Annotated in this window: 19 protein-coding genes; 10 read left to right on the top strand and 9 right to left on the bottom strand. The window is 67.1% G+C overall.

Annotation, left to right across the window (positions count from 1 at the left end):
• Positions 1–289 precede the first annotated feature (289 nt).
• Together ACVILH_RS01240 and ACVILH_RS01235 are read left to right on the top strand one after the other, a co-directional pair.
• On the top strand, positions 290–1,315 hold the full coding sequence (locus tag ACVILH_RS01240) for a histone deacetylase family protein (protein ID WP_456711254.1): 1,026 nt from the start codon (positions 290–292) through the stop codon (positions 1,313–1,315).
• A 402-nt stretch (positions 1,316–1,717) separates the two neighbouring features.
• Positions 1,718–2,017, top strand: a complete 300-nt coding sequence (locus ACVILH_RS01235) for a hypothetical protein (RefSeq protein ID WP_456711253.1) — start codon at positions 1,718–1,720, stop codon at positions 2,015–2,017.
• A gap of 116 nt (positions 2,018–2,133) precedes the next feature.
• On the opposite strand, the gene ppsA is transcribed toward ACVILH_RS01235, so the two are convergent.
• The gene (gene ppsA, locus ACVILH_RS01230; RefSeq protein ID WP_456711252.1) at positions 2,134–4,569 is read right to left on the bottom strand and encodes a phosphoenolpyruvate synthase; all 2,436 of its coding nucleotides are present in this window, start codon (positions 4,567–4,569) and stop codon (positions 2,134–2,136) included.
• A 105-nt stretch (positions 4,570–4,674) separates the two neighbouring features.
• On the opposite strand from ppsA, the gene ACVILH_RS01225 reads away from it, so the two are divergent.
• Positions 4,675–5,859, top strand: a complete 1,185-nt coding sequence (locus ACVILH_RS01225; RefSeq protein ID WP_456711251.1) for an SbmA/BacA-like family transporter — start codon at positions 4,675–4,677, stop codon at positions 5,857–5,859.
• On the opposite strand, the gene ACVILH_RS01220 is transcribed toward ACVILH_RS01225, so the two are convergent.
• From ACVILH_RS01220 to ACVILH_RS01210, 3 genes are read right to left on the bottom strand one after another with little or no spacing between them, the layout of a single operon-like run.
• On the bottom strand, positions 5,819–6,757 hold the full coding sequence (locus ACVILH_RS01220) for a 1-phosphofructokinase family hexose kinase (RefSeq protein ID WP_456711250.1): 939 nt from the start codon (positions 6,755–6,757) through the stop codon (positions 5,819–5,821). The genes ACVILH_RS01225 and ACVILH_RS01220 overlap by 41 nt on opposite strands.
• Positions 6,758–6,762: 5 nt before the next feature.
• Positions 6,763–7,725 (bottom strand): glucokinase, encoded by a 963-nt coding sequence (gene glk, locus ACVILH_RS01215; RefSeq protein ID WP_456711249.1) that lies wholly within the window; start codon positions 7,723–7,725, stop codon positions 6,763–6,765.
• Positions 7,722–9,080 (bottom strand): GH1 family beta-glucosidase, encoded by a 1,359-nt coding sequence (locus ACVILH_RS01210; RefSeq protein WP_456711248.1) that lies wholly within the window; start codon positions 9,078–9,080, stop codon positions 7,722–7,724. Before ACVILH_RS01210 ends, glk begins: the two co-directional genes overlap by 4 nt.
• A 382-nt stretch (positions 9,081–9,462) precedes the next feature.
• Between ACVILH_RS01210 and ACVILH_RS01205 the strand changes: the two genes are divergently transcribed.
• The 5 genes from ACVILH_RS01205 to ACVILH_RS01185 are packed head-to-tail and all read left to right on the top strand — an operon-like array spanning position 9,463 to position 14,866.
• Positions 9,463–10,413, top strand: coding sequence for an ABC transporter permease (locus ACVILH_RS01205; RefSeq protein WP_456711247.1), 951 nt, complete (start codon positions 9,463–9,465; stop codon positions 10,411–10,413).
• Positions 10,410–11,288: an ABC transporter permease gene (locus ACVILH_RS01200; RefSeq protein ID WP_456711246.1), complete on the top strand. Its 879-nt coding sequence runs from the start codon at positions 10,410–10,412 to the stop codon at positions 11,286–11,288. The genes ACVILH_RS01205 and ACVILH_RS01200 overlap by 4 nt, the downstream gene beginning before the upstream one ends.
• Positions 11,285–12,295 (top strand): ABC transporter ATP-binding protein, encoded by a 1,011-nt coding sequence (locus tag ACVILH_RS01195; protein ID WP_456711245.1) that lies wholly within the window; start codon positions 11,285–11,287, stop codon positions 12,293–12,295. Before ACVILH_RS01200 ends, ACVILH_RS01195 begins: the two co-directional genes overlap by 4 nt.
• Positions 12,292–13,344: an ABC transporter ATP-binding protein gene (locus ACVILH_RS01190; protein ID WP_456711244.1), complete on the top strand. Its 1,053-nt coding sequence runs from the start codon at positions 12,292–12,294 to the stop codon at positions 13,342–13,344. The genes ACVILH_RS01195 and ACVILH_RS01190 overlap by 4 nt, the downstream gene beginning before the upstream one ends.
• Positions 13,345–13,378: 34 nt before the next feature.
• Positions 13,379–14,866, top strand: coding sequence for an ABC transporter substrate-binding protein (locus ACVILH_RS01185; RefSeq protein WP_456711243.1), 1,488 nt, complete (start codon positions 13,379–13,381; stop codon positions 14,864–14,866).
• A gap of 242 nt (positions 14,867–15,108) precedes the next feature.
• On the opposite strand, the gene ACVILH_RS01180 is transcribed toward ACVILH_RS01185, so the two are convergent.
• Positions 15,109–15,270, bottom strand: a complete 162-nt coding sequence (locus tag ACVILH_RS01180; RefSeq protein WP_009025659.1) for a hypothetical protein — start codon at positions 15,268–15,270, stop codon at positions 15,109–15,111.
• 231 nt (positions 15,271–15,501) lie between these two features.
• Here ACVILH_RS01180 and ACVILH_RS01175 point away from each other — a divergent pair, with 231 nt between their 5' ends.
• Positions 15,502–16,431: an NAD(P)/FAD-dependent oxidoreductase gene (locus tag ACVILH_RS01175; RefSeq protein WP_456711242.1), complete on the top strand. Its 930-nt coding sequence runs from the start codon at positions 15,502–15,504 to the stop codon at positions 16,429–16,431.
• 75 nt (positions 16,432–16,506) lie between these two features.
• Positions 16,507–16,674 (top strand): hypothetical protein, encoded by a 168-nt coding sequence (locus ACVILH_RS01170; protein WP_456711241.1) that lies wholly within the window; start codon positions 16,507–16,509, stop codon positions 16,672–16,674.
• 5 nt (positions 16,675–16,679) lie between these two features.
• On the opposite strand, the gene ACVILH_RS01165 is transcribed toward ACVILH_RS01170, so the two are convergent.
• The 4 genes from ACVILH_RS01165 to ACVILH_RS01150 are packed head-to-tail and all read right to left on the bottom strand — an operon-like array spanning position 16,680 to position 20,426.
• Positions 16,680–17,522, bottom strand: a complete 843-nt coding sequence (locus ACVILH_RS01165) for an ABC transporter permease (RefSeq protein ID WP_456716840.1) — start codon at positions 17,520–17,522, stop codon at positions 16,680–16,682.
• Positions 17,523–17,533: 11 nt separating this feature from the next.
• Positions 17,534–18,463, bottom strand: a complete 930-nt coding sequence (locus ACVILH_RS01160) for an ABC transporter permease (protein ID WP_456711240.1) — start codon at positions 18,461–18,463, stop codon at positions 17,534–17,536.
• Complete coding sequence (locus tag ACVILH_RS01155) at positions 18,463–19,455, bottom strand: ABC transporter ATP-binding protein (protein WP_456711239.1); 993 nt, start codon at positions 19,453–19,455, stop codon at positions 18,463–18,465. The genes ACVILH_RS01160 and ACVILH_RS01155 overlap by 1 nt, the downstream gene beginning before the upstream one ends.
• Entirely contained in the window at positions 19,452–20,426 is a 975-nt protein-coding gene (locus ACVILH_RS01150; RefSeq protein WP_456711238.1) for an ABC transporter ATP-binding protein, read from the bottom strand. Before ACVILH_RS01150 ends, ACVILH_RS01155 begins: the two co-directional genes overlap by 4 nt.
• Positions 20,427–20,429: the final 3 nt, after the last annotated feature.

Below are 20,429 nucleotides of genomic sequence, written 5' to 3'. Positions count from 1 at the left end.
GCTGCGTCCAACTGCTCGTTGAGAGATGCGGGGCATGAGGACGATGACGATCATTCGCGAAGGTTTCGCGGGCGGACCGTAGCCGTCTCTCTCCTCAGATCCACCGCGTCTCACCCGCCGCGCGGCCTTGATCCCGGCGGACTCGCTCCCGACAATTTGGCGCGCAGCCGGTTGCGTTCCGCGCCTTGGAAGTTGCCTGCCTCACGCGACGGCGTGCAACTCATCTGTGCTTGTCTCGGCCGCCGCTGCGTGCACAATCGTTCGCACGAGCGAACAGGAGCATTTGCGCGTGAAGGCCGTCTACACCGAGCTGCATCGCAGCCATGATCCGCAATTCTATCTGGTGCGGGGCGTCGTGAAGCGGACGACCGAGCAGCCGGAGCGGGCTGATCGTCTGCTTGCGGGATTGAAGGCCGGGCATCACGAGCTGGTGGCGCCGCTGCATTTCGGCCAGGAGGCGCGCGCCCGCGTCCACAGTCCGGAATATCTGAGCTTCCTGGAGGAGGCGTGGGAGGCGTGGGCCGCACTGGGCGATGCCGGCACCGAGATGATCCCGAACATGCACCCGGTGCGCAACGCCGCGACCTATCCGACGCACATCGTCGGACGGCTCGGCTGGCACACGACCGACACCTCGGCGCCGATCGGGCCGGGGACGTGGGAGGGCGCCTGCGCCGCGACTGACGTCGCCGCATCGGCGGCGCAGCTGCTGCTCGACGGTGAGGATGCCGTCTACGCGCTGTGCCGTCCGCCCGGGCATCACGCCTATCGCGACATTGCCTCCGGCTTCTGCTTCATGAACAATTCGGCGATCGCGACGGCGCATCTGCGTCAGCGCCACGAGCGCGTCGCGATCCTCGATGTCGACGTCCATCACGGCAACGGCACGCAAGGCATCTTCTACGAGCGGCCGGACGTGCTCACGATCTCGATCCACGCCGATCCCACGCACTACTATCCGTTCGTGTGGGGCTATGCGCATGAGCGCGGCGCCGGTGCCGGGCTCGGCGCCAACCTCAACATTCCGCTGCCGCTGAAGAGCGGCGACGACACCTATCTGAAGGCGTTCGAAACGGCGGCGAAGACGATCCACGCCTTCGCGCCCGGCGCGCTCGTCGTCGCCCTCGGCCTCGATGCGTCCGAGCATGATCCGCTCAAGGGGCTGTCCGTCACGACTCCCGGCTTCCGGCGCATCGGCGCCGCCATCGCACGGCTTGGCCTGCCCACCGTGTTCGTGCAGGAGGGCGGTTATCTGTCGGACATTCTCGGGCAAAATCTGACGGCGGTGCTGGCGGGCTTCGAAGAAGCGCGGTGACGCGCCCCGTGAGAAATGCGGGGCGATGATCATGGCGACGCGCCGGAGGCGCAGCCTGTTTGCGCCACTCGCCATCGGCCTGCTGAGCGTCGGCCTGTTGCCTCGCAGGGGCTGGCCTGCTCACTGGTCGACGTCGAGGCATCGATGGCGGCGGCCGTCAGGCATGCCATGATGACGGAGAGAGGACCGCCGTCCCCGAAGGCCTACGGAGTCTGATCGCCCCGGTGGCGGTCGCCCGGAGTTCCACGGGTGGCGAAAGTACAGAGTTCTTTAAGGTCCCCGGTGACAATGCGCCGCATCTGGCCTGAGGCCGCTTCAACGGAGAACGCGGCCATGCAGATGCGGTTGCGATTCACATCCGGTGGATCGGCCACGCTCTGTAGGCAATCTCGTGGAGCGCCGTTGGCCGACATCATCCCATTTCCGACGGCCGCAGCACGGGTCGCGCGCGAGGACCGGATGAGCCTCCCGCTCGATGACGCGGTCGCGTTGCAGCTCACGCACCTCAGGCGTACGCTCCAGGCCTGGCGGCAGATCCTGCGCCGGCTCGACCAGCTTGCCGAGGCTGACGGCCATGCTGTTCCGAGCGAGCAGTCCGCTCCCATCCGCCAGTTGATCGCCGAAGCCGAGCGCGCTCTTGCCGATGTCAGGGATCACGACGGGATCGTGCCATCAGACGATCACCGTCCGCGCGACCATTGACGAGGCGAGCCGCGTCCTAGATCATGATGCGTTCCGGCGAAAACGCATCATGATCTAGTCTCTTCTTTGAGCATGATCTTTTCGGAAAACCGGTTTCCACTTTTCCGGATCATGCTTTAGCTCGCCAACGCCTGCGGGGCCCGCGCGATCAGCGCCTGCTCGGCGGCGCGGACGACCTCCATCGTGCGCACCAGGCTCGCGGGATTGACGCTGATGGAGTCGATGCCGAGCTCGGCGAGATAGCGCGCCACGTCCGGATAGTTGGCCGGCGCCTCGCCGCAGATGCCGACATGGCGGCGGTTGCGATGCGCGCCCTCGACCGCGAGCTTGAGCATCGCAAGCAGGCCGGGATCGCGCTCGTCGAAATCGAACGCGACGATGTCGGAATCGCGGTCGACGCCGAGGGTGAGCTGGGTGAGATCGTTGGAGCCGATCGAGAAGCCGTCGAAATGCTTGGCGAACTCATCGATCAGGATGACGTTGTTCGGGATCTCGCACATCATGTAGATCTCGAGCCCGTTCTCGCCGCGGACGAGGCCATGCTCCGCCATCGCGGCGATCACCTTGCGCGCCTCCTCGACGCGGCGGCAGAACGGGATCATGATCTTCAGGTTGGCCAGCCCCATGGCATCGCGCACGCGCTTCAGCGCCGCGCATTCCAGCGCGAAGCCCTGGGCATAGGCCGGGTGCGCGTAGCGCGAGGCGCCGCGAAAGCCGAGCATCGGGTTCTCTTCCCTCGGCTCGAAATCGGCGCCGCCGATCAGGCTGGCATATTCGTTGGTCTTGAAGTCCGACAGCCTGACGATCACGGGACGCGGATAGAACGCGGCGGCGATGGTGCCCACGCCTTCCGACAGACGTTCGACGAAGAAGTCCGCCGGCTTCTTGTAGCGCGCCGTGAGGCGCTTGATCGTCGCGCGCTCTTTTGCTGACGTCACCTTGCTGGGCGCGGCCAGCGCCATCGGATGGATGCCGATCGACTGGTTGATGATGAACTCCATGCGCGCCAGGCCGACGCCGTCATTCGGCAGCAGCGCGGTCTTGAAGGCGAGCTCGGGATTGCCGAGATTGACCATGATGTGGGTGTGCGGCTTGTCCAGTCTGTCGATCGAAAGCCGCTCGACCGCGAAGGGCAGGGCGCCGTCATAGACATGACCGGCATCGCCATCGGCGCAGCACACCGTGACCGTCGCGCCGGTCTTGGCGCGCTTGCTGAAATCCTCGGTGCCGACCACCGCGGGCACGCCGAGCTCGCGGGCGATGATCGCGGCATGACAGGTGCGGCCGCCGTGATCGGTGACGATCGCGGCCGCCGTCTTCATGACGGGCTCCCAGTCCGGACTGGTCGAGGCCGCCACCAGCACCTCGCCGGGCTTGAACGCGCGCAGGTCCTTGGCTGATCGGATCATGCGAATCTTGCCGGCGGCGATCTTCTCACCGACCGCGCGTCCGGTCGCCAGCACTTTGCCGGCTTTCTTCAACGCGTAGGTCTCGACCGAGTCCGGCCGGCGCTGCGAGGCCACGGTCTCCGGCCGCGCCTGGATGATGTAGAGCGCCCCGTCGCGGCCGTCCTTGGCCCATTCGATGTCCATCGGCGTCGGCCGGCCGGCCTTCTGCGAGTAGTGCTGCTCGACGGTGATCGTCGCCTGCGCCAGCTCCAGCACGTCGGCATCATCGATGCAGAATCTGGCGCGCTCGGCCGGCGGCGTCGGCTCGATGCGGGTGGTGGCACCGCGTGCGCCGGCCTTGGCGTAGACCATGCGCTTGCTCTTGGCGCCGAGCCGGCGTGACAGCACGCTGCGGAAGCCGGCGGCAAAGGTCGGCTTGTGGACGTAGAACTCGTCGGGATCGACCGCGCCCTGCACGATGGTCTCGCCCAATCCGTAGACGCCGGTGATGAAGGCGACGTCGCGAAAGCCGCTCTCGGTGTCGAGCGAGAACATCACGCCGCTGGCGCCGAGATCGGAGCGCACCATCTTCATCACCGCGACCGACAGCGCGACCTTGTCGTGTGCAAAGCCGTTGTCGATGCGATAGGAGATCGCGCGGTCGGTGTAGAGCGAGGCGAAGCAGCGGCGGCAGGTCTCGAACAGCTGCGTGGGTCCGCGGATGTTGAGGAAGCTCTCGTGCTGGCCGGCGAAGCTCGCATTCGGCAGGTCCTCCGCGGTGGCCGAACTGCGCACGGCAACCGCCACGCCGCGGCCATATTCCTGCTCGAGCTGCTTGTACGCCGTCGCCACCTCGCGGCGGAGATCATCACGATCCGTGGCCTCGAAGACGATGGCGCGCGCCTTCGCCGCGCGCCTGGCGAGATCGGCGATGCGGCGCTTGTCGAGGCCGGCGAGCAGCTTGCGCAGCTCATCGTCGGCGCCATCGGCGCGTAGCGCATCGCGATAGCTCGCGGCCGTCAGCGCAAAGCCGTTGGGCACGCGCACGCCCTGCGCGGTCAGCGCGGAATATAGCTCGCCGAGCGAGGCCGTCTTGCCGCCGACCTCCGGCACGTCCTCGATCCGAATATCCTTGAACCAGCGGATGGTACCGGATGCCGTCATGGCCTGTCTCCCGCATCGCAACGCAGGCCGTAGTTTGTCGCGTCCGGCGGGGGCCGACTTGCGCAAGATCAAGCAGCAGGCCGGCGGGCCTCCTTAGATGATCCTATGACAAAAGTTCCCCAGCGAGAGCCGTTCGCTGTCGATGAACCGGACGACCTCCCAGCCGGCTTGGTCGAGGACAATGAGGACAGCCATCGCGAATGGTCGCGGTTCTGGCTGACGGCGCGGAATTTCTGGTGCGGGTGGCGGGCGTGGCGGGTCTGGCTGCTCTGCGCGATCCTGGTCGGCATCGTCACGCTGCAGCTCTATGTGCAATTCCGCTTCAACACTTGGAACAGGGATTTCTTCAATGCGCTGGAGGGCCGTGATCCCACGCGCCTGCGCGAGCAGGCTATGCTGCTTGCGCCGCTATGTCTCGCCAGTGTGGCCCTGGCGGTGGCGTCCGTCTGGGGCCGCATGGCCATGCAGCGCAACTGGCGGCAATGGCTCGCGGCCAAGGTGATCGACTATTGGATCGAGAATGACCGTTATGCGCGGCTGGCGTTGGTGCAAGGGGATCAGAAGATTCCGGAATATCGCATTGCCGAGGACGTCCGCATCGCCACCGACGCGCCGGTCGACTTCGCGGTCAACGTGATCTCCTCGCTGCTGACGGCGGTGATCTTCCTGCAGGTGCTGTGGCAGGTCGGTGGCCCCATCGGATTCAGCCTCGCCGGTCTCCAGGTCTGGATTCCCGGCTATCTCGTCGTCAGCGTCGCGGTGTATTCCGGGCTGGTCACCGGCGCGATGCTGTGGGTCGGCTCGCCGCTGACGCATGTCATCCAGGTCAAGAACCAGGCCGAGTCGGAGCTGATCACGGCAGCGCATCGGCTGCGCGACATCGGCGAAGGTGTTGCGCCGAAGTCGGATACGCGCGGGGTCATCGCCGCGCTGTGGCAGGCGCTCGACCGGACGATCCGGCAGTGGCGGCGGCTGTGCTGGCGATTGATGCGCACGACCCTGGTGTCACACACCAACACGCTGCTCGCGCCGATCATCGGCCTCGTGCTGTGCGCGCCGAAATTCCTAAGCAGCGAGATGTCGCTGGGCGAGCTGACGCAGGCGGCGGCGGCCTTCACCTTGGTGCAGGGCTCGTTCAACTGGCTGGTCGACAATTACAGCCGTGTCGCCGACTGGATCTCGTCGCTGGAGCGCGTCGGCGGATTGTTGTTGTCACTCGACCTGCTGAATGATGCCGCCGAGGTAGACGTCAGGCCGTCTGAAGCCGCACGTCAGCCAGCAGACGGGTAATGTCGGCGGGGTCGGACAGGGCGGTGCCGGTGCGCAGCAGCGCCGCGGCGCCGGCAGCGACGGCAAAGCGGAAGGCGTCCTCGAGCGACGCGTCAGCCGCGAGCTTGGCCACCAGCGCGCCGAGAAAGCTGTCGCCGGCGCCGACAGCGTTAACCGGCACCATCCGCAAGGGCTGCGCGCGCAGCACGCGCTCCGATGTCACCAGGAGCGCGCCGAGATGGCCCATGGTCAGCGCCACCGTTCTGGCTTTCCCGGTCGTGACCAGCATGCGCGCCGCAGCTTCCCAGGCCGTCGCATCCGGCAGCTCGCCGCCGACGAGCTCATGCATCTCGCGCAGCGAGGGCTTGATCAGATCGACGCCGCCGGCGACTGCCGCGGCCAGAGCCGGGCCGGAGGTGTCGAGAATGAATTGCGCGCCACGCGCCCGCGCGATGGCTGAGATGCGCGCGTAGTAGTCGCTCGGGACGCCCCGCGGCAGGCTGCCGCTGCCGATGACGAAGCGCGGAAAGGGATCGAGCGCGCTCACGAGCGCGAGCCCGGCCAGCCATTCGGTCTCGCTGAGCGCAGGACCCGGCAGGATGAAGCGATAGGGCTGGCCGGTGCTGCGCTCCTGCACGAAGAAGTCCTCGCGCGTATCGTCTGATGTCGTCCAGGTGCGGCTGGTGACGCCCTCATTATCGACCAACTGCTTCAGCAGCAGGCCGGTCGGGCCGCCGACCGGATAGAGCGCCGTGACGTCGCCGCCGAGCCGGGTGATGACGCGCGCGACGTTGATGCCGCCGCCGCCGGGATCGCGCCGCTGCGTGGTGCCGCGCAGCTTCGCCACCGGCACGATCGCCTCGACCACAGTCGAGACGTCGACCGCCGGGTTCGGCGTGATCGTGATGATGTCGCTCATCTCTGTCAGTGCGCGGGGAGGCCGGACTCGTAGAAGGATTTGAGGCCGAGGAAGCTGATATCAGGCTTTGTGACGAGATGCACCGGGATCGGGCGCAGATAGCTGTCGTAGCGGCCCTTGCTCTCGAACTGCCGGCGGAAGTCGGACTTGGCGAAATAGTCCGGAAAGCGCGGCGGGATGCCGCCGGCAATGTAGACGCCGCCGCGGGCGCAAAAGGTCAGCGCGAGGTTGCCGGCGACGGCGCCGAGCCAGGCGCAGAACATGTCAAGCGTAGCGCGGCTTGTGGCGCAGCTGCCGTCGAGCGCCGCGTGGGTGATCGCCGCCGCGTCACGCCTTGGCACGCTCGCGCCGTCGATGGCAGCGACCGCCTGATAGACGTTCTCCAGGCCCATGCCGGACAGCGCGCGCTCGATCGAGACATGGCCGAAGCGCTCGCGCATCTTGGCGAGCACGGTGGCCTCGCGCGCCGTCGTCGCGGGCAAGGTCGCATGGCCGGCTTCGGTGACGGCGACGGCCGGACGGCCATCATTGGGGAGATAGCAGGCCGCGCCGAAGCCGGTGCCCGGACCGATCACCAGCATCGGCGCGCCATCGACCGCGGCGTTGCCGCCGAGGGAAAACAGATCGTCGGGATGCAGCGCGGGCAGCGACCAGCCGACCGCCTCGAAATCGTTCAGCAGCTTCGCCGAGCGCAGATTGAACTGTGCGGCAAGCTCGGCGCCGTCGATCACCCAGGTCGAGTTGGTCAGCATGCCGCGGTTGCGCTCGATCGGACCGGCGATGTCGAGCACGGCCGCGGTCGGCGGGCCGCCGGTGGCATGGCGCGCCAGAAAGTCGGTGATCGCGTCCGCGATGGTCGGGAAGTCGGCGACCTTCAGATGCGCGACCTCGCCGATCACCCCGTCCGCCAGCAGCGCGAAGCGCGCATTGGTGCCGCCGATATCGCCCAGAAGAACGCGCTCGCTCATCCCTCAGTCATCCGCCCGGTTGTGCGGCCTGCCGGGTCATGGGAGTTCCGGTGGCCGGCAATGATGTCCGCATACCACCGTGCCGACGCCTTGGGAATGCGGCGCTGGGTGGCGTGATCGACATAGACAATGCCGAAGCGCTGCGAATAGCCCGCCCCCCACTCAAAATTATCCAAGAGCGACCAGACGAAGTAGCCGCGCACGTCGGCGCCGTCGGCGATCGCCTGTTCCATCGCCGCGACATAGGCCTTGAGATAGCCGATCCGGTCGGGGTCCTGGATCTGGCCCGCGGCATCGATCGCATCGTTGGCGGCGGTGCCGTTCTCCAGCACGTAGATGGGCAGCTGGAACCGTTGATGGATGTCCAGCAGCGTGTCCCGAAATGCATCCGGCACGACAGGCCAGCCGATCGCGCTGCGTGGGACCTTGTCGGGCGCGGGGCCGAAGGCGGCGCCGATCAGGTTGGTGTCGGCTTTCACGTAGTGCGGCGAGTAATGGTTCAACCCGAACCAGTCGAGGGGCCGCGCAATGTCGGCCATGTCGCCGGGCATCACATAGGGCGTGATGGCCTCGAGCAGCGCCGGCGGGTAGCTGGCGAAGGCCTGCGGAAACGGGAAAGCGTCGTTCCAATAGGCGGCGAGCCGCAGCGCCGCGGCGGCGTCGGCGGGATCGGCCGAGCAGGGATAGCAGGGCTGGCGATTATGGATCGCGCCGATCGAGGCGCCCGCGACATCCCTGCGCAGCACGTCGACGGCCCGGCCATGGCTGAGATTGACGTGGTGAATGGCCTTGTGCAGCGCCGCCTTGTCGGCGATCCCCGGGGCATGCCAGCCGAGGCCGTAGCCGAACAGCGTGAACACGCACGGCTCGTTGAAGGTGGCGAAGCGCTTGACCCGGTCGCCATAGCGCCGCGCCACCAGCGCGGTGTAATCAGCGAACCAGCCGGCGATGTCGCGGTTTGGCCAGCCGCCGAGCGCTTCCAGCGTCTGGGGCAGGTCCCAGTGGTAGAGGCAAAGCCAGGGCTCTATCTCCGCGGCGAGCAGCGCATCGATCAGCCGGTCGTAGAAGGCGAGGCCGGCCTCGTTCGCCGCGCCGCGCCCTTGCGGCAGCACGCGCGGCCAGGCGATCGAGAACCGGTAGGCGTTGAGGCCGAGTTCGCGCATCAGCGCGACGTCCTCGGCATAGCGACGGTAGTGGTCGCAGGCGACCTCCGCAGTCTCATTGCCTTTGATGCGGCCCGGCGCGCGCAGATACACGTCCCAGATGCTGTCGGCGCGGCCGTCCAGATGGGCCGCCCCTTCGATCTGGAAGGCCGAGGTCGAGGCGCCCCAGATGAAGTTCGGACGTGTGGTCATGATCGGGAAAGGCCTTGCACTGCTGCGTTCCGGCTCATGTTGCCGATCGCCGCTGCCGGGCCGTTGACCGGGATCAAGCGGCTCGGCGGTGTCCTGCGCCGGCGATCGGCTATGACATTGAGGCGGCACGAGTCGCGGCCGATTGTTACTCCGTCATGCCCGGGCTCGTCCCGGGCATCCACGTCTATCCGCGGACGCCGGACGACGTGGATGGCCGGGACAAGCCCGGCCATGACGAGGAGGATGCAGACGGGCTCAAGATATCGCGCCCGTATGTGAGAGTCCTGCGCCGGCGAGGGGGGATCATGCAGGCGGCGGGGCTTGCATCCCGGGCCAAAGCTGTAGAACGTGCGACCGCCGAGAATGAGGAGTTTCGGCTCGAATGAGTGTGTTTCTGCTGCGGCGATGCCTGACCTTGCTGGCGACCCTGATCGGGGCATCGCTGATCATCTTCCTGGTGCTCGATGCCCTGCCGGGCAATGCCGCGCAGATGCTGATGGGCGCGGACGCCTCGCCCGATGCGGTGAGGGCGCTGACGATCAAGCTCGGGCTCGATCAGCCGCTTCCGCTCCGCTACCTGCAATGGCTCGGCGGCCTCGCCACCGGCAATCTCGGCAACAGCTACGCCTATGGCACGCCGGTCGCAGAGCTGATCCGCGAGCGGCTGGCGATGACCATTCCGCTGGCGATCATGGCCATGGCGCTGACGACGGTGCTGGCGCTCGCCGCCGGCATCTACACCGCCGCCAATCATAACCGCATCGGCGATGTCGGCGTGATGTCGCTGACCCAGATCGGCATTGCGCTGCCGAATTTCTGGTTCGCGATCCTGCTGATCCTGCTGTTCGCGGTGAAGCTGCAATGGCTGTCGGCGGGCGGCTTCCCCGGCTGGGAGGACGGCATCTGGCCCGGCCTGCGCGCGCTGCTGCTGCCGGCGGTGGCGCTGGCGGTGGTGCAGGCGGCGATCCTGGCGCGGGTGACGCGCTCGGCGGTGCTCGACGTGCTGCGCGAAGATTTCGTGCGCACCGCGCGCGCCAAGGGCCTCAGCAAGCGCGAGGTCCTGTGGCAGCACGTGCTGCGCAACGCGATGATCCCGGTGCTCACGGTGATGGGCCTGCAATTCGCCAATCTGCTCGCCGGCACCATCGTGATTGAGAACGTGTTCTATCTGCCGGGTCTCGGCCGTCTGATCTTCCAGTCGATCGCCAATCGCGATCTCATCGTCGTCCGCAACTGCGTGATGCTGCTGGCGGCCATGGTCATCATCGTGAATTTCGTGGTCGACGTGCTCTATGCCGTGATCGATCCGCGCATCAAGGTGCACGAGCTGTGAGTGCGTCCGTGACACTTCAGGCCGGCGCCGCGCCCGCGCCGAATGCGTTCTGGCGCCGCGCGTTGCGGCATCGCAGCTTCGTCATCGGCGCGCTGCTCTGCCTCGTCGTGCTCGGCGCCGCCTTGCTGTCGCTGGTGTGGACGCCGTGGTCGGCCTACGAGATCGACGTCGCGTCCAAGCTGCGGCCGCCGTCCTCGGCGCATTGGCTCGGCACCGATGTGCTCGGCCGCGACATCGTCTCACTGCTCCTCGTCGGCGCGCGCGCGACCATCCTGGTCGGCATCATCGCCGTCGGCATTGGCCTCACCTGCGGCGTTGCGCTCGGGCTCGTCGCCGCTGCGCAACGCGGCTGGACCGAGGAGCTGGTGATGCGCTTCAGCGACTTCACCTTCGCATTTCCCGCGGTGCTGTCGGCGATCATGCTGGCGGCGGTGATCGGGCCGGGCATGGTGACGTCGATCACTGCGATTGGCATCTTCCAGATCCCGGTGTTCGTCCGCGTCACCCGCGGCTCCGCCGGCGCGATCTGGGCGCGCGAGTTCATCCTCGCGGCGCGCGCCGCTGGCAAGGGCCGCTTCCGCATCACCATCGAGCACGTGCTGCCGAACATCCTGTCGATCCTGATCGTGCAGGCGACCATTCAGTTCGCGCTGGCGATCCTGGCCGAGGCCGCGCTGTCCTATCTCGGTCTCGGCACGCAGCCGCCGCAGCCGTCCTGGGGACGCATGCTGAACGATGCGCAGACGCTGCTGTTCCAGTCGCCGAGCCTTGCGGTGTATCCCGGGGCTGCCATCGCGCTCGCGGTGCTCGGTCTCAACCTGCTCGGCGATGGTCTGCGCGACCTGCTCGATCCGCGACTGGCGAGGCAGCGATGAGTGCAGACAAACAGCCGCTGCTCGATGTCTCCGGCCTTGGCATCCGGCTCAACACCAGCCGCGGCCCGGCGCAGGCGGTGCGCGAGGTCTCGTTCGCGCTGAGGCGCGGCGAGACGCTCGGCATCGTCGGCGAATCCGGCTGCGGCAAGTCGATCACCGCGCTGGCGCTGCTCGGGCTGCTGCCGGACAGCGCGGTCGTCAGCGGCAGCATCAAGCTCGACGGCCGCGAGCTGGCGGGTCTCGATGATGCCGACTATTGCAAGCTGCGCGGCAACCGCATCAGCATGATCTTCCAGGAGCCGATGACCGCGCTCAACCCGATGCACACGATCGGTCATCAGGTCGCCGAGCCGCTGCTGCGCCACACCGGCTGCTCGGCCGCGGAGGCCAAACGCGAGGCGATCGCGCTGCTCGACCGTGTCGGTCTACCCGATCCCGTCAGGCGCTTCGACGCCTATCCGCACCAATTCTCCGGCGGCCAGCGTCAGCGCATCACCATCGCGATGGCGCTGGCGTGCAAGCCTGACGTGCTGATCGCCGACGAGCCGACCACCGCGCTCGACGTCACCATCCAGCGCCAGATTCTCGACCTCATCGCCGGCCTCGTGGCGGAGCAGGGCATGGCGATGATCCTGATCTCGCACGATCTCGGCGTCATCGCCGAGAACGTCCAGCGCATGATCGTGATGTATGGCGGCACGGTGGTCGAGAGCGGCAGCACGGACGCGGTGTTCTCGCGCATGGGCCATCCCTACACGCAGGGCCTGTTCCGGGCGCGGCCGCGGCTCGGCGCCCGTAAGGGCATGCGGCTTGCCACCATCGCCGGCACCGTACCGGAGCTCGCCGATCTGCCCGCCGGCTGTCCGTTCGCGGATCGTTGTGATCTGGTCATCGATGCGTGCCGCGCGGGGCTGCCGCCGGCGATCGAGATCGGCGCAGGGCATCATGCCCGCTGCATCCGGACTGATGCCGCGCTCGCGCGCGTTCCGGTGGGAGTGGTCGCGTGAGCGTCGGGGCACGGAAAGATGCAGCGACGCCGCTGCTGGAAGTCCGCGATCTCGTGCAGCGCTATACGCTGCCACGCGAGAGCCTGCTGCGGCCGCCGGGGCAGGTGCTCGCGCTCAATGGCGTGTCGCTGTCGCTGATGCCGGGCAAGAGCTTCGGCATCGTCGGCGAGTCCGGCTCAGGCAAGTCGACCTTGGCGCGACTGATCATGGCGCTGGAGACGCCGTCATCGGGATCGGTGCTGCTGTCGGGGCGCGATCTCAACCGTCTCCCGGCCGATGAGCTGCGAAGCGCACGGCGGGATTTCCAGATGGTGTTCCAGGACCCGTATGGCTCGCTCGATCCGCGCCAGACCATCGCGCGCATCGTCGCCGAGCCGCTCACCGTGCTGGAAAGCCCCGGTCGCGACACCTTGCGCACGCGCGTGGGGAGCGTGCTGCGACAGGTCGGCCTGCGCGATGCCGACATGGACAAATATCCGCACGAATTCTCCGGCGGCCAGCGCCAGCGCATCGCGATTGCGCGCGCGCTGATCACCCAGCCGAAGCTGATCGTCGCCGACGAGCCGGTCTCGGCGCTCGACGTCTCCGTGCAGGCCCAGGTGCTCAACCTGATGCAGGATCTGCAGCAGCAGTTCGGTCTCAGCTACGTCCTGATCAGCCATGACCTCGCGGTCGTCGACTATCTCTGCGACGAGGTCGCGGTGATGTATCTCGGCCGCATCGTCGAGCGGGGACGGCCTGAGGATCTGTTCGGCCGATGCGCGCATCCCTATACGCGCGCGCTGCTGGACGCGGTGCCGCGCGCCCAGGCGGGCGCTGTCAGGCGCCGGGGCGCGGACATTCCGATCGCCTCGCAGTCCCTGGGCACGACCGGCTGCGCCTATGCGCCGCGCTGTCCGCTTGCGGATTCCCATTGCCGCGAGACCGCTCCGGCGCTGCGGCCGCTCACCCCGCAACATTCGGCTGCCTGCCACCACGCGGAAAGCGTGATGGCGCTGCCGGCGCTGGCCGCCGGGGAAGATCCGCCCCTTGTCTCCAAGCCGCTTTGACGCATAATTCGGTTCCGTCCGGGAGAAACAAACAATGCTGAAAAAACTATCGATCATTGCTTTGACCGCGCTCGTTGCGGCCGCGGCGCCTGCCTCGGCGCAGAGCAAGAAGGACAGCGTCGTCGTCGGCATGACCCTGGAGCCGCCGGGGCTCGATCCGACCAGTGCGGCGGCGGCAGCCATTGCCGAGGTGACGCTCTACAACGTCTATGAGACGCTGACCAAGATCAACGAGGACGGCTCGGTGTCGCCGCTGCTGGCCACGAGCTGGCAGCCATCGTCCGACCTGAAGAGCTACACGTTCAAGCTTGCCAAGGGCGTCAAATTCCACAACGGCGAGCCGTTCGATTCCGCCGCGGTGAAGTTCTCGTTCGAGCGCGCCGGTGCCGCCAACAGCACCAACAAGGACAAGGCGCTGTTCCAGGCGATGGAGGCGGTGAACGCGCCCGACGCCGAGACCATCGAGATCAAGCTGAAATATTCCGAGCCGAACCTGCCGTTCCTGCTGGGGCAGGCGACCGCATCGATCGTCGAGCCGAAGAGCGCGCCGACCAACGCCACGCAGCCGGTCGGCACTGGGCCGTATACGCTGGGCGCCTGGTCCAAGGGCTCGTCGCTCACGCTCAACAAATGGCCTGAGTATCGCAACGCTGCCGCCGTCAAGCTGTCGAAGGTGACGATCCGCTTCATCTCCGATCCCGCGGCGCAGGTCGCGGCGCTGTTGTCGGGTGACGTCGACGCTTTCCCGCGCGGCACCACGGCGCGCACCATCGCGCAGTTCAAGTCCGACCCGCGCTTCACGGTGCTGATCGGCGGCTCCAAGGCGAAGACCATCGTCACCATCAACAACAGGAAGAAGCCGCTCGACGACGTCCGCGTCCGCCGTGCCATTCTCGCCGCGATCGATCGCAAGGCGCTGATCGAGGGCGCCGTCGACGGGTTGGGCACGCCCATCGGCAGCTTCTACACGCCGGGCTCGCTCGGCTATGTCGACACCACCGACATCAATCCCTACGATCCGGAGAAGGCCAAGAAGCTGCTGGCGGAAGCCGGCATCACCACGCCGCTGCAGCTGTCCTTGCGGCTGCCGCCGCCGGCCTATGCGCGGCAGGGCGGCGAGGTGCTCGCGGCGCAACTGGCCAAGGTCGGCATCACAGCCAAGATCGAGAACCTCGAATGGGCGGCATGGCTGTCGCAGGTCTTCAACGGCCCGCATGATTTCGATCTCACGATCGTCTCCCATGTCGAGCCGTTCGATCTCGGCAAGTTCACCGAGCCGAACTATTACTTCGGCTATCAGTCCGAGGCGTTCAACAAGCTCTATCAGCAGATCGTCGACACGCCCGCCGAGGCCGACCGCGCCAAGCTGCTCGGCGATGCCCAGCGCCTGCTGGCGTCAGACGCCGCCGCCGGCTTCCTGTTCCAGCCGCAATGGATCACGGTGATCAACAAGAAGCTGAAGGGCGTCTGGAAGGACGTGCCGCAGTTCGAGAATGATTTTGCGAGCTGGAGCTGGGAGTGAGCGGCGTACGTTCTTCCTGCGACGCCGCAGCGACGCTGCCCAATACTGCGCCCTCTCCCCTTGCGGGAGAGGGCATCGAGAGCCGATCCACGTGCTCGCTTGGGTGAGGGGTATCTCTCGGCAAGCGATTCCGCCGAGAGATACCCCTCACCCAACCGAGTTTGCTGCTCTGTCCTACATGCCCTCTCCCGCAAGGGGAGAGGGCGCAATAACCGACACTGCGCTTTCAGCTACTTCATCAATTAGTTCGGCCACTCGATCGGCGTGAAGCGCAATTGCCGGCGCCGCATCTCGGCCTGGAGCTCCTGGGCGTATTGCTTGGCCCGCTCGCCGATCAGCCGGTAGGGTCCCCCGATCCGGCTGTCTGCGGCCACTTGCTTGCGGACGCTTTCGTAATACGCCATCAAGCTCTCATCAGTCGAATTCACAAATCTCATCCACGCGCCCTCGCAAACCAATTCCCCCTCGCTGACAAGTTGACACGGCTTTTCCGCCGCGGCAGCGACATAGGTTAACGGTGTCCGCGGCAAATAGTTCCGTTCGTGTTCCGCTGTCTGCACTGGTTGACGCGAGATCCCGCAGGAACGCTTCCGTCTCTCGACATTTGGTTCCATCGATCCAACACGAGGGCAGCGATGCGCACCGAGATTCTGGTCATCGGCGGCGGGCCAGCGGGCCTCATGGCCGCGATCTATCTGGCGCGCTTCCGGCGTGACGTGGTGATTGTCGACAGCGGCGCATCACGCGCGGCGCTGATTCCGCGAAGTCACAATCTGCCGGGCTTCCCGAATGGTCTTCCGGGCAGCGAGCTGCTCGCACGCATGCAGCGGCAGGTTGAGGAGCTCCGTGTGCCCATCATCCGCGGCATGGTGACCGCGCTCGAAGCCCAAGACGGCGAGATCGTTGCGTCGCATGAGGGCGAGCCGATCGTGGCGCAGCGGGCGATCCTGGCCACGGGGATCGTCGACAAGCAGACGCCGCTCGCCGACTGGACTTCTGCCGTTCGTGACGGCGAGCTGCGCTACTGTCCCGTCTGCGATGGCTTCGAGGCGACCGACCGCAAGATCGCGATCGTCGGTCCCCTTGGTCACGCCGCCGGCAAGGCCCTTTTCATGCGGGTCTACAGCTCCGACGTCACGTTGATCCCGGTCGGGGACGAACAGAACGACGACAAACGCCGAGAGCTGGACGCGGCCGGCGTCCGCATCACGCCGCCGCTTCACTCGCTGCACCGTGGCGAGGGGGCGATCGCTGCCGACTTTGCCGATGGCAGCAGCGAGCGGTTCGAGATCGTATATCCGGCCATGGGCGCCGACGTTCGATCCGACCTCGCGATCAAGCTCGGCGCGCGGCATACGTCGGACGGCTTTCTGGAGGTCGATGCCAAGCAGCGCTGCGGGGTCGACGGCCTCTATGGCATCGGCGATGTCGTCACGGATCTGCATCAGATCGCGGTCGCCTTCGGCCATGCTGCGGTCGCGGCATGCCACGCACATCACTCATTGCCGATGCGCTACGTGGAATCGTCGAGCTCGAACTCTCAGGAGAGTTTGATCACAACCTGAAATCGCGATATCCTATGTAAGTGCCGCACCCGTTGACGTGTCGGACCATGGCCCATGGACAGGAAATCGGCATGTTTGGCGGCTGCGTCCAGCTGCCGTGAGGAAGCCGAGCGTGATCCCGCCCGGCGCGAACTCTGGCTGCAGCAGGCGTCGAAATGGATGGCGCTCGCGAGCGAGCAGGCGGGGCATGCCCTGATCGTCTGCGACCACGCTTCGGCGGCGAGCCAGGACGCACGCCACTGATCAATCTATTGCAACGTCGGATCCAGCTTGTCGCGGAGCCAGTCGCCGATCACCGAGACGGCAAGCGTGGTCACCACGATGGTCATCGCCGGCGCGAGCATGATCCACGGGGCGCGCGTGAGATATTCGCGGCCATAGCCAACCATGTTGCCCAGGCTGGTCATCGGCGGCTGCACGCCCAGGCCGAGGAACGACAGGCCGGATTCGAGCAGGATCACCTCGGGGAACACCAGCGTCATCGACACGATCAGGGTCGAGGCGATGTTCGGCAGGATGTGCCTGAGATAGACGCGCTGCGGCGTCGCGCCGAGCTGGCGCACGGCGGCGGCATAGCCCTGCGCATTGGCGGAGATCGCAAGCCCACGCGCGATGCGCGCGTAGCGTTCCCAGCCGAACAGGCCCATCAGACCGATCAAGAGCGGCAGCGAATTGCCGAAGAAGGCGAGCACCGCGAGCGCGAGAATCAGGAACGGCATGCTGGCCTGGAAGTCCGCGAGCATCAGCACGGCCTGCTCGACGAGGCCACGAAAATGCGCGGCGAGAAAGCCGAGCGTGGTGCCGGCGATCGCCGAGATCGCGGTCGCGCCGAACGCGATCAAGAGCGAGATGCGGATCGAGACGATCAGCCGGGACAGGACGTCGCGGCCGAGCTCGTCGGTGCCGAGAAGATGTGCGGGGTTGCCGGGCAGCGACAGGCGGTTGCGGAGGTCGAACTTGGTGAAGCCGTAAGGCGCGATCTGATCGGCGAAGATGGCCACGATCAGCATCGCCGCGATCCAGCCGATCGCGATCGCGACGGAGACAGGAATGTTCGGCCAGCGCAGCCGCCTTGCGACAGGCGCCTTCATCGCGACGTCGGTCATGCCGCGGCTCCCTTGCTGCGCAGCCGCGGATCGAGCAGGCCGTAGAGGAAATCGACGATCAGGTTCGACGTCACCATCGTCATCGCGACCAGCAGCAGGATGCATTGCACGACGGCGAGGTCGCGATTGGCGACGGCGACGACCAGCAGGCGACCGACGCCGGGCCAGGAGAACACGCTCTCCACAACGACGGCGCCAGCGATCAGGCTGCCGACCATGAAGCCGAGGATGGTGACGGTGGGGATCGCGGCATTCGGCAGCGCGTGGTCGGTGATGACGCGGCGCCACGGCACGCCTTTAGCGGAGGCCGTGCGGATATAGGGCTGGCCAAGGATCTCCAGCATCGCGCTGCGCGTGAAGCGCGCGAGCACGGCGGCGCCGCCGAAGCCGAGCGTGACGATCGGCAGGATGGCGTGGCGCCACGAGTCCTGGCCGCCGGACGGCAGCCAGCCGAGCTGCACGGCGAAGATCAGCACCAGGATCAAGGCCAGCACGAAGCTCGGCACCGTGAAGCCGGCCACCGCCGTGATCATCACGGCGCGGTCGATGGCCGAGCCGCGATGCAACGCGGCGTAGATGCCGGCGGGAATACCGAGCAGCACCTTCACCAGGAGGGCAGGAATGGTCAGCGCCAGAGTGGCCGGGATGCGCTCGAGCACGAGCTGGATCGCCGGGCGCCCATCGCGCATTGAGCGTCCGAGCTCACCCTGTCCGATCGCCTTGAAGTAGTCGAGATACTGCACCCAGATCGGATGATCGAGGCCCCACGCCTTGCGGAACGCCTCGATCACCTCCGGCGGCGCTTCGGGTCCCATGATCATCAGCGCGGGATCGCCCGACAGCCGCAGCACGATGAAGGCAAAGGTGACGACGAGTGCGATCGTCAGCAGGGCGCGGGCGACGCGGATGGCGAAGAAGCGGAGCATCACGCGGCGTCCTGGTTCTGCGACGGCGCACCGGTCGCGAGATGGCACGCCACCTGGCGCTGCGCATCCAGCGCGGTGAGTTGGGGCACCTCGACCTGACAGCGCGCGACCGCATGGCGGCAGCGCGGATGGAAGGCGCAGCCGGAGGGGCGCGCGGCCGGATTGGGCGGATCGCCGGTCAGCACGATGCGACCCGTGCTGCGGCGGCCGGGAGCAGGCGACGCCGAGACCAGCGCCTGCGTGTACGGATGCTGCGGCCGCGCGAACAGATCGTCGGCGTCGCCATATTCGACGATGCGGCCGAGATACATCACCGCGACCTTGCTGCTGATCTGCCTGACCACGCGGAGATCGTGACTGATGAACAGCATGGTCAGGCCAAGCCGCGCCTGCAGATCGACCAGCAAATTGACGACCTGTGCCTGGATCGAGACGTCGAGCGCGCTGACCGGCTCGTCGCAGACGAGGAAGTCGGGCTTGGTCGCCAGCGCGCGCGCCAGCACGATGCGCTGGCGCTGGCCGCCTGAGAGTGCGCCGGGATAGCGGTGGCCATGGCTGTCGTTGAGATCGACTGATTGCAGCAGCTCGTGCACGCGCGCGTCGCGCTCGGCCTTGCTGCCGATATCGTGGATGTCGAGCGGCTCGCGGATCTGCTCGCCGACGGGAAGCCTGCGGTCGAGCGCGCCGAGCGGGTCCTGGAAGATCATCTGCATGCGCGCGCGCTGGGCGCGCCACGCCGCCGTGCCCGGTGCCGCGATCGGTGCACCATCGAAGCGCACGTGGCCTTCATCCGGCGGCTCGAGCCCGAGCACCATGCGTCCCGTGGTGGATTTGCCGGAGCCGGACTCGCCGACGATGCCGAGCGTTTCGCCTTTGGCAATCGAGAAGCTCAGGCCGTCGACGGCGTGGACGGAGGCGGGGCGTCCGAACAGGCCGGACCGCATGCGATAGGTGCGCGAGATCGCGTTGATCTCGACGAGCGGCGTGGTCATTCGGCGGCGAGCTCCACCGGCAGCCGCTGCGGCCGCAGGCAGGCGACCGCGCGGTCCGCCTCGACCGGCGCGAGCGGCGGCACGCCGGCATGGCAACCGTCGCCCGCGAAATTGCAGCGCGGCGCAAAGGCGCAGCCGCTCGGCAGCGCGCGCGGATCCGGCACCGTGCCCGGGATCGCCTGCAGCCGCCGGCGTGCGCCATCGAGCGGCGGCAGCGCGCCGATCAGGCCTTGTGCGTAAGGGTGCCAGGGATCATCGAACAGAGCCGTGGCCGGCGCGCGCTCGACGATGCGGCCGGCATACATCACGCAGACGCGGTCGCAATTCTCGGCGACGACGCCGAGGTCGTGGCTGATCAGCACCATCGCCATGTTGAACTCGCGGCGCACGGCCGCCAGCAGATCGAGGATCTGCGCCTGGATGGTGGCGTCGAGCGCGGTGGTCGGCTCGTCGGCGATCAAGAGATCAGGCTGGCCGGCCAGCGCCATCGCGATCATGATGCGCTGGACCTGGCCGCCGGAGAATTCATGCGGATAGGCCGACAGCCGCCTGGTCGCATCGGGAATGCCGACGAGGTCGAGCAGTCGGAGCGCCTCGACCCGCGCGGCCTCGCCACGCAAGCCGCGATGCAGGCCGAGGCTCTCACACAGCTGGCGGCGGATCGTCAGCACCGGGTTGAGCGCGCTGGCGGGATCCTGGAAGATCATCGCGATGCGCCGGCCGCGCACCTGGTCGAGCACCTTGCCCTCGGCCCCGATCAGCTCGCGGCCATCGAGCGTGGTGGAGCCGGCGATCTTCGCCTTGGCCGGCAACAGGCCGAGCGCCGCGAGCCAGGTCACCGACTTGCCGGATCCGGACTCGCCGACGAGGCCAACGGCCTCGCCCTTGGCGATGTCGAGATCGATGCCGTGCAGCACTTGTGTGCCGTCGAAGGCAACCTTCAGGCCGGAGATGCTGACCAGCGGCGCCACGGC

Source organism: Bradyrhizobium sp. USDA 4353 (genome assembly GCF_054063215.1).
The sequence above is the reverse complement of the archived record's forward strand: the minus strand, read 5'-3'. Positions and strand labels throughout refer to the sequence as shown.

Excerpts from the sequence above, each read along its gene's own strand:
- ACVILH_RS01195 (WP_456711245.1), top strand. The coding sequence starts at position 11,285 with ATGAGTGCAGACAAACAGCCGCTGCTCGATGTCTCCGGCCTTGGCATC.
- ACVILH_RS01165 (WP_456716840.1), bottom strand. The coding sequence starts at position 17,522 with ATGAAGGCGCCTGTCGCAAGGCGGCTGCGCTGGCCGAACATTCCTGTC.
- ACVILH_RS01185 (WP_456711243.1), top strand. The coding sequence starts at position 13,379 with ATGCTGAAAAAACTATCGATCATTGCTTTGACCGCGCTCGTTGCGGCC.
- ACVILH_RS01210 (WP_456711248.1), bottom strand. The coding sequence starts at position 9,080 with ATGACCACACGTCCGAACTTCATCTGGGGCGCCTCGACCTCGGCCTTC.
- ACVILH_RS01160 (WP_456711240.1), bottom strand. The coding sequence starts at position 18,463 with ATGCTCCGCTTCTTCGCCATCCGCGTCGCCCGCGCCCTGCTGACGATC.
- ACVILH_RS01225 (WP_456711251.1), top strand. The coding sequence starts at position 4,675 with ATGACAAAAGTTCCCCAGCGAGAGCCGTTCGCTGTCGATGAACCGGAC.
- ACVILH_RS01175 (WP_456711242.1), top strand. The coding sequence starts at position 15,502 with ATGCGCACCGAGATTCTGGTCATCGGCGGCGGGCCAGCGGGCCTCATG.
- ppsA (WP_456711252.1), bottom strand. The coding sequence starts at position 4,569 with ATGACGGCATCCGGTACCATCCGCTGGTTCAAGGATATTCGGATCGAG.
- ACVILH_RS01155 (WP_456711239.1), bottom strand. The coding sequence starts at position 19,455 with ATGACCACGCCGCTCGTCGAGATCAACGCGATCTCGCGCACCTATCGC.
- ACVILH_RS01205 (WP_456711247.1), top strand. The coding sequence starts at position 9,463 with ATGAGTGTGTTTCTGCTGCGGCGATGCCTGACCTTGCTGGCGACCCTG.
- ACVILH_RS01220 (WP_456711250.1), bottom strand. The coding sequence starts at position 6,757 with ATGAGCGACATCATCACGATCACGCCGAACCCGGCGGTCGACGTCTCG.
- glk (WP_456711249.1), bottom strand. The coding sequence starts at position 7,725 with ATGAGCGAGCGCGTTCTTCTGGGCGATATCGGCGGCACCAATGCGCGC.
- ACVILH_RS01180 (WP_009025659.1), bottom strand. The coding sequence starts at position 15,270 with ATGGCGTATTACGAAAGCGTCCGCAAGCAAGTGGCCGCAGACAGCCGG.